At 63.0% G+C, this 7799-nt stretch carries 10 protein-coding genes; 8 read left to right on the forward strand and 2 right to left on the reverse strand.

Annotated elements, in window-relative coordinates:
* Positions 1–142: 142 nt before the first annotated feature.
* On the reverse strand, positions 143–1156 hold the full coding sequence (locus ABJF10_RS27360; protein ID WP_348547800.1) for a cytochrome C-binding protein: 1014 nt from the start codon (positions 1154–1156) through the stop codon (positions 143–145).
* 420 nt (positions 1157–1576) lie between these two features.
* Here ABJF10_RS27360 and ABJF10_RS27365 point away from each other — a divergent pair, with 420 nt between their 5' ends.
* The 3 genes from ABJF10_RS27365 (at position 1577) to ABJF10_RS27375 (ending at position 2757) form a co-directional block, all read left to right on the forward strand.
* Entirely contained in the window at positions 1577–1951 is a 375-nt protein-coding gene (locus ABJF10_RS27365; RefSeq protein WP_348547801.1) for a hypothetical protein, read from the forward strand.
* Positions 1952–2083: 132 nt separating this feature from the next.
* A complete protein-coding gene (locus tag ABJF10_RS27370) occupies positions 2084–2569 on the forward strand; it encodes a type II toxin-antitoxin system VapC family toxin (protein ID WP_348547802.1) in 486 nt (161 codons plus the stop codon).
* Positions 2566–2757, forward strand: a complete 192-nt coding sequence (locus tag ABJF10_RS27375; protein ID WP_348547803.1) for a hypothetical protein — start codon at positions 2566–2568, stop codon at positions 2755–2757. The genes ABJF10_RS27370 and ABJF10_RS27375 overlap by 4 nt, the downstream gene beginning before the upstream one ends.
* Before the next feature lie 446 nt (positions 2758–3203).
* On the opposite strand, the gene ABJF10_RS27380 is transcribed toward ABJF10_RS27375, so the two are convergent.
* Positions 3204–3833 carry a hypothetical protein gene (locus ABJF10_RS27380; protein WP_348547804.1) on the reverse strand — a complete coding sequence of 210 codons (630 nt, stop codon included), beginning with the start codon at positions 3831–3833 and terminating at the stop codon, positions 3204–3206.
* A gap of 553 nt (positions 3834–4386) precedes the next feature.
* On the opposite strand from ABJF10_RS27380, the gene ABJF10_RS27385 reads away from it, so the two are divergent.
* From ABJF10_RS27385 to ABJF10_RS27405, 5 genes are all read left to right on the forward strand, one after another.
* Positions 4387–6123, forward strand: a complete 1737-nt coding sequence (locus tag ABJF10_RS27385) for a hypothetical protein (RefSeq protein ID WP_348547805.1) — start codon at positions 4387–4389, stop codon at positions 6121–6123.
* A gap of 38 nt (positions 6124–6161) precedes the next feature.
* A complete protein-coding gene (locus ABJF10_RS27390) occupies positions 6162–6788 on the forward strand; it encodes a hypothetical protein (protein WP_348547806.1) in 627 nt (208 codons plus the stop codon).
* 8 nt (positions 6789–6796) lie between these two features.
* The gene (locus ABJF10_RS27395) at positions 6797–7189 is read left to right on the forward strand and encodes a hypothetical protein (RefSeq protein WP_348547807.1); all 393 of its coding nucleotides are present in this window, start codon (positions 6797–6799) and stop codon (positions 7187–7189) included.
* Positions 7190–7262: 73 nt separating this feature from the next.
* Entirely contained in the window at positions 7263–7547 is a 285-nt protein-coding gene (gene gatC / locus ABJF10_RS27400; RefSeq protein ID WP_348547808.1) for an Asp-tRNA(Asn)/Glu-tRNA(Gln) amidotransferase subunit GatC, read from the forward strand.
* A 3-nt stretch (positions 7548–7550) separates the two neighbouring features.
* Positions 7551–7799, forward strand: a 249-nt coding sequence (locus tag ABJF10_RS27405) for an amidase family protein (protein ID WP_348547809.1), incomplete at its 3' end; no start/stop codon positions are given.

Below are 7799 nucleotides of genomic sequence, written 5' to 3' on the forward strand. Positions count from 1 at the left end.
GAAGTCGTCTGCTTCAGCTTACCCAATTCTGTCCGAAAAATCGATACAGGCTCAAGGGTAGCTCGTGCCTCGCAACCCTGGGCTGATAGATTAAACGCCGTTGGCGTTGCTCCGATGCCCGGCGTCAAATATGCATGCCGCCCTACGGCGCCAGCGAAGCCGCATACGCCGCCAGCGCGACCATGTCATCGGTCGTGAGATTCTGCACCGTCGGCTTCATCAGCGCACTGCTGATCCCCGCGCGGGTGCCGTGCTGGAAATCGTAAAGCTGGCGCACGAGATAACTCGGCGAACGCCCCGCAATCCCCGGAATCGGCCCGAGCCCGCGCAGATCGGGGCCGTGACAGATCGCACATTGCACCGTGCGGCCGCCGTCGCCCGTGCTGGCCAGCGCCTTGCCCTTTTGGATGCTCCCAGTCGGCACATAGGCGATGAATTGCACGCGCGAATCACGACTCACAAATCGCTCCAGGTCTTCCGGCACTTCGATCACCCGCTGGCCGATCGGCTCCTTCTCCCCCGTCTTGAGATCGGCCAGGTGCCAGCCGTGTACCTCGGTCTTCGGCACCGTGTCCGTCTCCACCACGCGAATGATCGGCTGCAACTTCAGGCTGGAAAAATAAGCCGCCGCCTCTTCGACCTCCGGCGCCGTCGCCGCCTTGGAAAGCGCCATCATGTTCTTTTGCGGCGCCCGCAGCGGCAGCGCCGTCACCCGCGCCCCGCTTTTGAAATCCGCCATCTGCTGGATGATGTAGGACGCGGGCAAGCCCGCCAGGCTGGCATTCTCCGGCCCGCCCGTGCCCGTGGCCCGGTGGCAATAGCAGCACGCCATCACCGCCGGCTTGTTCCCATGCACCACGATCCCCGGCATCGGCGGATGATCGCCCGGATGCCAGTCCGGCGACACAAAGCCATCCTTCACCTGGCTCAACGTGAGCGCCAATGTGCTATCCGGCACGTGCCGCAACGTGCCGTCATCCTTCGGCGCCACCACCCCGGGAGGATCGATCGGATACGCCCACGGCGGCGGCACATCCGCCTGCGGAGCCGCCGGCGTCTCCGCCCCCGCCCAAGGCGTCAGCAGCACCAGCAAAGTCCCGAGCAGGACGCAGCGCTTTCCAAGTTTCGTGATGGGGGAGAGGCGGTGAGGAAGCATGAGGGGAAATGGGCGGGATCGCAGTCGTGAGCGCCCTGATTATCCGACTCTGCCCACTGCTTCAAGTCCGCGCACCCAGCGCGAGTGCCGAAAAATCAAGCCGCGGTAGGGAAGCCGCGCCGCCGGGTTTCCCACTTTTGGGTGCGCGGAAAAGCGGCGGCGGCCGACCCGTCCTGCGCGCGGAATGACCATTGCTCGTCCCGCCATCCACCATGTCCCCACACACCCATTCGAGGGAACCCGGCGGCGCGGCTTCCCTACCGCAGGCAACGACGCTCTCGCTCACAGCAGGACCGTTCCCCTGGCCACCGTTTAGCTCAGCCGCCACTGCTCTGACGACACGAAAGGATGCCCGGAACCATGCAACCACCACTTGAGGTTGAGGGGTCGGGGAAATCTGTATACGAAAGCCACCCGCCCATGAAACGCCCGCTGATTTACACGATCGACCCCGCCCGTCGATCCGTGCACGTCACCTACCGTTCCCAGCCGCTCTTCGCCGAATGGGAATCCACCATGGAGCAGATTTTCAGCGACCCCGCCTACGTCCCCGGCTTCGGCCTGCTGCTCGACCGCCGTTACATCATGCACCCGGCCGACGGCGAATACATCCGCAGCATGGTCGCCTACATGGAAAAAAACGACACCCGGACCAACGGCGCCCGCTGGGCCATCCTGGTCACCGACCCCGGCTCCTTCGGCATGGCGAGAATGGCCGAGCAACTCGCCCCCTCCGACCACATCCGCGCCTTCCGCGAATTGGAAAAAGCCTGGGAGTGGGTGACGAAGGAATAAGTGGCGGAAGTCCTCGCGTCTGACACACCGCACATCGATGGATCACGAACTCCGAGCGCGATGCAAAACCACGCTCGGGCCAGCGCCTGATCACGTTGACGCTACCTTCTACGCCGGGCATCCTGACCGGCGATGAGTCTGCCGCGCCTCTATCTCGAAACGACGATCCCGAGCTATCTCACGGCGCGGCGCAGTCGGGATCTGCGGCTCGCGGCGCATCAGGAAGTCACGGAGGACTGGTGGAACGATCACCGGCACAAATACGATCTCTACACATCGGCTTTTGTGCGTGAGGAAGCGGCCGAAGGAAACCCCGCCTTGGCGGCAGCACGTCTGGCCTTGCTCGATAACGTCCCGGTCCTGCCCACCACCGAGGAAGCGGAAGACCTCGCGGGAAAACTGCTGGAGGGCGAATTGATTCCTGCCAAGGCGGCGACGGATGCCTTTCACATCGCCACTGCTGCGGTGCATGGCATGGATTTCCTCCTTACTTGGAACTGCACCCACATTCACAATCTGAGCATCGTGCGGCGGGTCGAACGCATTTGCGCCGCAGCCGGATACGTCTGCCCGGTGATTTGCAACCCGGACGAACTTCTGCCACCTTCCAAACCGTGAACGATAACGATCTACTCGAGGAAATCCATCGCGTGCGCGAGAAGGTCGCCCGGGAATGCAATTACGACGTGCATAAGATCGGCGCACGGATGCGCCAGCGGGAGCGCGAGGAAATGGCGCGAGGGGTGCGTTATGTCCCGTCTCCGCAGACCGTAGTGGTGCGCGAGGAACCGCCAGAGCGGCTCTAAGTGGCGGGAACGGCAGCCATCAACTCGCCCTCTTCAGCGAAGCAAAGTTGACCGGTCGTTGATATCATTTCTGAGCGCTCCCTTGCATTTGGATGAAGACCACTGCGACATAAAAACCGACCACGGTCCCGATGATCCGGCCCCACGACCATACTTGTTTGTCTTTATAGCACCAAATGGCGGTCGCCCCTGTTGCCACCAAGCATGACATGAAAGTGTAAGTAGCGCGGTAAGCTATATTCTGCTCTCCACCGAGCAAGATCATACCAACGATGGCAGTATACAAGACTCCGCCGCTGGCGAACGCTTTGAGAAACGGTTTTTCGGTTTTCGCAACTTTACTGGCTCCTCGCTCTGGCAGCGGCGGGGGAGCGCTTCGGGAATCTGGCGGTACTTCCATCGATGTGAGTTTTGTCGCTTAGCTACCTCAAGTCCCGCCTCGCAGATCAATGCCCCGCCGCGGGGGCGTGGGCGTAGAAGCGGATCTCGCCCTTGGGGAAGGCTTGCGGGTGGTTGGCGAAGCCGCGCTTCAGGCTGGTGGAAGTGAAATTGGTGCCGCCGGCCTGGATCACGTCCGGGCCTTCGGCGGCGATTTGCTCCGGGGTCTTGCTGCCGGGGCGGATGAGGGCGATGTGGCCGGATTTCTTCGGGTCGGCATTCTGGCAGACGGCGACGACGACCTGGCCGCGGTTGGCGGCGTCTTGCGCGGCGACGCCATCGGCCACCGGGGTCCAGCCGCCGCCGGTGCGGCCTTCCCCGGCCAGCCAGTCGAACTGGGCATTGGCCAGGAGCACGGCGCTGTGTTCCGGCGGACGCAGGATGTAGATGCCGAGCTTTTCGCAGGCGGCGGCGGCGAACTGGCTGCAATGGGTGTGCTTGCCGGTGTCGGTGACGGCCTTGCCCGTGGGGTCGCCGGTGCGCCAATCGACAATCGCGCCGGCGATCCAATGCTCCTCGACGTGCATGGATTCGAGCACGGAGACGACGCGTTTGGCTTCGGGAGTGATCTCCCCCGCGACGCAGAGCACGGCGGTGGAGGCGAGGAACAGGACGAGGGCGGCGAGGGGGAAGCGCATGAGCGTTTCCCTACTCCAAAGCGCGACGAAGGCGAAGCCTTTCCCGTGGGCCGGGTGTCCTGAAGGGACAACAGAAATTAGCCCCGGGTCGAGCGAGCCGCGAGCGACCACCCGGGGTACCGAGCCCCCAAAGCGGACATTCCAACCGTCCCGGCGCAGCCGCATCGCTTCTGCGGACCGACGGAGGATGCGGCCAGAGGCCGGGACGGTTGGAGCTACGCTTTCTTTTCGATACCCCGGGTGGTCGCTCGCAAGCTCGCTCGACCCGGGGCTAATCTCTTTGACGCCTCCGGCGTCGGCGCGTGGCGCGTGGCGGGCGAGAGAGTGTCAGCGGGGTGACAGCTTCCATTGGCTCCATTGGCTCCATTGGCTCCATTGGCTCCATTGGCTCCATTGGCTCCATTGCGAAAAACGACCTATTTGGGGCAAAAAATCGCGATTCTTCCTCCATCTGCGGCGCGGCGCGTGGGCCGCCGTTCGCTCGTTTTTGCCCCGTCCCGCATACATCCTCTTGCGGACATCCCGGCACTGCTGTTGGATCGCCGGACCATCGATGGAAGCCGCCTCCACCTCCACTCCGCGCCTGCTCTCGACGCTGGCGCTTTTCCGCCTGCTCTTCTGGGTGCAATGGCGGTCGTTCGTGGCGCGGTGGCGCGGGATCTGGCAGAAATCGCCGGCCATGCTGGTCGTCCTGGCGGGCTTCGTCTTCGGCTACCTGGCGCTGGGCTACTGGCTGTTTTTCGAGGGGCTGAATTTTCTCTACCGCTTCCCGCTCGTGGGCAGCCTGCTCTCGCAGCGGCTCATCTATCTCGTCTTCGGGTTCTTCTTTGTCATGCTGGTGTTCTCGAACTTGATCATCGGCTACTCCACGCTCTTCAAGAGCCGGGAGACGACCTGGCTGCTCTCGCTGCCATTGCCGCCGCAGAATATCTACCGCTGGAAATTCCTCGAGGCGCTCGCGGTGTCGAGCTGGGCGCTGCTCTTCCTCAGCGCACCGCTCATGCTGGCCTACGGCAAGGTGCACGAGGCGCCGTCGATCTTCTTCCTGCAAGTGGCGCTGGTCTTCATCCCTTTCGTCATCATCCCGGCCCTGCTCGGGTCCTGGGCGGTGATTTTCCTGGTGCGCGTGCTCGGCCATCGCGACGTGAAGAACATCGTGCTGGTCATCGCGCTGGGCGTGCTCGCGCTGCTCATCGCGGGCATCAAGCCGGTGACCGACGCCGACGCCCTCGCCCCGGAGGACATCCTTTCCTTCGATCAATTGCTGCGCCACACCCGGCTGAGCGTGAATCCCTTTCTCCCCAGCGCGTGGCTCGCCCAGACGATCCTCGCCTGGAGCGAAGGGCTCACCCGGCAGGGCCTGTTTTCCTTCCTCCTGCTGCTCAGCTACGCGCTCATGGGTCTGCTCATCGGCTTCGAGATCGTCGGCCGCTGTTTCTTCGGCAGTTGGACGGTGGCGCTGAGCTCGCGCGCCGCACGGTTCCAGCGCCAGGCGGTGGCGCGGCGCCAGCGTGACCGCAAGCCGGAGCTGCTGGAGCGTGTCACCAATCTCATCCGCCCCTGGTCGCCACCGGTCGCCGCGCTGGTGCTCAAGGATGCGCGCCTCTTCTGGCGCGACCCGGCGCAGTGGATCCAGTTCATGATCTTTTTCGGGTTGCTCTGCATCTACGTGATCAACCTCCGCAACGTGGCCTTTAATTTCTCCAGTCCGTTCTGGGAAACGATGATCAGCTACCTGAACCTGGCGGCGTCCTCGCTCACCCTCTCGACGCTGACCACGCGCTTTGTCTTCCCGCAGTTTTCGCTCGAGGGCCGCCTGCTCTGGATCGTCGGTCTTGCCCCCATCGGCATGCAAAAGGTGCTGTTGCAGAAATTCTGGACCAGTTGTTTTACCACCTCCGTCATCACCGTGAGCCTGATGGTGACCTCGAGCGTGATGTTGCACCTGCCGTGGCTGCGGGTCGGCTTTTTTGCCCTGGCGATTGCGCTGATGAGCGCCACCCTCAGCGGGCTGGCGGTGGGCCTCGGGGCGCTGTTTCCCAATTTCAAGGAAGACAACCCGAGCAAGATCGTGAGCGGGTTTGGCGGCACCTTGTGCCTCGTGGCCAGCTTTCTTTACATCACCACGTTTGTCGCCACGGTGGCGCTGCCGGACCTGGCGCGGGTGACGAAATTTCCGTGGTCGATTCCGCCGCTCCTGCCCTACCTCCTGGTCGTGATCCTGAGCCTAACCGTGATGCTATTTCCGCTCTTACTCGCGATTCGCCGCGTGAAAAATCTGGAAATATAAATTGCGCCCGCTACGCTCGCGGGTGACCCACGCACACCATGGCTGACCGCACGCGCTCCGACGACCAATTCCTCGATCTCCCCGAAGATGAATCCCTCGCGGGAGAACACCTGGACAACCAAGTACAGAAGGCCCAGGAACAGCTCTACGCGCTCAAGCGCCAGCAGGAGACGATCGAGAAACAAAAGCGCGAGCTCGAGGAGCTCAGCCGCCGGCAGGAGCAGTTGCAAGCCGGCAAGGCGGAGATGGTCGACAAATTTACCCGTGCCGTGGTGGTGCTCGAACGCGAGACTTACGATGCGAAGAAGCGCGTGGAGTTGCTCGCCAGCATCCACGAATCTTTTTCCGCCCACCTCGACGCACTCGATTCGATCAATCCCAAGGCCTGGGAAGGCCTCGACATCAACAAGGAGCTCACCAAGTCGCTCAGCGTGGTGGATGATTCGCGCGCGGAGTATTCCAGCTCGCTTCCGAAAATCAGTTCCAACAAGGAAAGCGACGGCTCCGATCCCGTGGCCGCCAGCATCGGCTACCAGCCCGAATACACCGCGGTGGAGCAGAAAGATTTCATGTATTGGCTCAAGGCGGGCTTCGCTTTCACGCTGCCGCTCTTCGCCCTCGGCATCCTGATCATCGTGGTCCTCGTGGCAGTTTTTAATAAATAAAAGTGCTCATGCTCCCCAAACGCCGGAAGCCGGAAAAGTCCAAGCCTTCCAGCCCGCTCGACGACAAGGCGCGCGCGCTGACCGAGCAGCAGGAGAAGCTGCGGGCTGAGATCGAGCGGAATGAGAGCCTCATCAAGAATGCGCCGAAGATCCGCCAGGAACAGGCGCGCGTGCGCCGCGAGGAACTCATCAAGCGCGCCAGCCGCACTGATGCCCGCCGCGGCTCCCGTGTGGCCTTGCAGGACCCCCGTCACGGCTTCGAACTGAACGCGGCCATGCCCGCCCGGCAGAAGAGCCTGCGTGCCGAGCGCCGCCGTGGTCGTTTCCTTTTCTTCATCCTCCTTTTCGGTTTCGCCGCGGTCGTCTACTGGGCCTACTTCCTCTTCACGCACCAGCAGTGATCCGGCGCACGCCCGCGCCTCGCGATGTTCGGCGTTGAATGTCGCGCCATCCCCCGCTCTACTCCCCGTCCCTATGAGTGCCGTTTTTGACGTCCGTTACACCGCGCAACTGGCGCGCCTGCATTTGAGCGAAGAAGAGATCGCCAAGTTCCAGGCGCAGCTCACGCAAGTGCTCGCCTACGTCGAAAAGCTCGAGCAGGTGGACGTGAGCGGCGTCGAGCCGACCGCGCACGCCAACGCGGTGTTCAATGTTTTTCGGGATGACGTCGCGCGCGACTGGTTCACGGCCGAGCAGGCGCTGGCGAATGCGCCGCGCTCCGCGAACCAGCTCTTCGTCGTGCCGAAGGTCATCGAGTAGCGCATGGAACTCACCGCTCTGTCCATCGCCGGGTTGCAGCAAAAGCTACGCGCGAAAGAAGTGTCGCCCACCGAGGTGGTGCGCGCCCTCGAGGCCCGCATCGGCCGGGTGGACCCGCAGATTCACGGCTATCTCTCGCGCGATTTCGACGCCGCCTTGAAAATCGCGGAAAGCGCGGATGTGTCGCTTCCGCTCGGCGGCGTGCCGATCGCCATCAAGGACGTGATCAACGTCACCGGCGAACCATGCACC

Origin of the sequence: Chthoniobacter sp. (assembly GCF_040003245.1) — a bacterium.
Classification (GTDB): domain Bacteria; phylum Verrucomicrobiota; class Verrucomicrobiia; order Chthoniobacterales; family Chthoniobacteraceae; genus Chthoniobacter.

Coding starts and splice junctions, on each gene's coding strand:
- ABJF10_RS27360 (WP_348547800.1), bottom strand. CDS start 1,156: ATGCTTCCTCACCGCCTCTCCCCCATCACGAAACTTGGAAAGCGCTGC.
- ABJF10_RS27365 (WP_348547801.1), top strand. CDS start 1,577: ATGAAACGCCCGCTGATTTACACGATCGACCCCGCCCGTCGATCCGTG.
- ABJF10_RS27370 (WP_348547802.1), top strand. CDS start 2,084: ATGAGTCTGCCGCGCCTCTATCTCGAAACGACGATCCCGAGCTATCTC.
- ABJF10_RS27380 (WP_348547804.1), bottom strand. CDS start 3,833: ATGCGCTTCCCCCTCGCCGCCCTCGTCCTGTTCCTCGCCTCCACCGCC.
- ABJF10_RS27385 (WP_348547805.1), top strand. CDS start 4,387: ATGGAAGCCGCCTCCACCTCCACTCCGCGCCTGCTCTCGACGCTGGCG.
- ABJF10_RS27390 (WP_348547806.1), top strand. CDS start 6,162: ATGGCTGACCGCACGCGCTCCGACGACCAATTCCTCGATCTCCCCGAA.
- ABJF10_RS27395 (WP_348547807.1), top strand. CDS start 6,797: ATGCTCCCCAAACGCCGGAAGCCGGAAAAGTCCAAGCCTTCCAGCCCG.
- gatC (WP_348547808.1), top strand. CDS start 7,263: ATGAGTGCCGTTTTTGACGTCCGTTACACCGCGCAACTGGCGCGCCTG.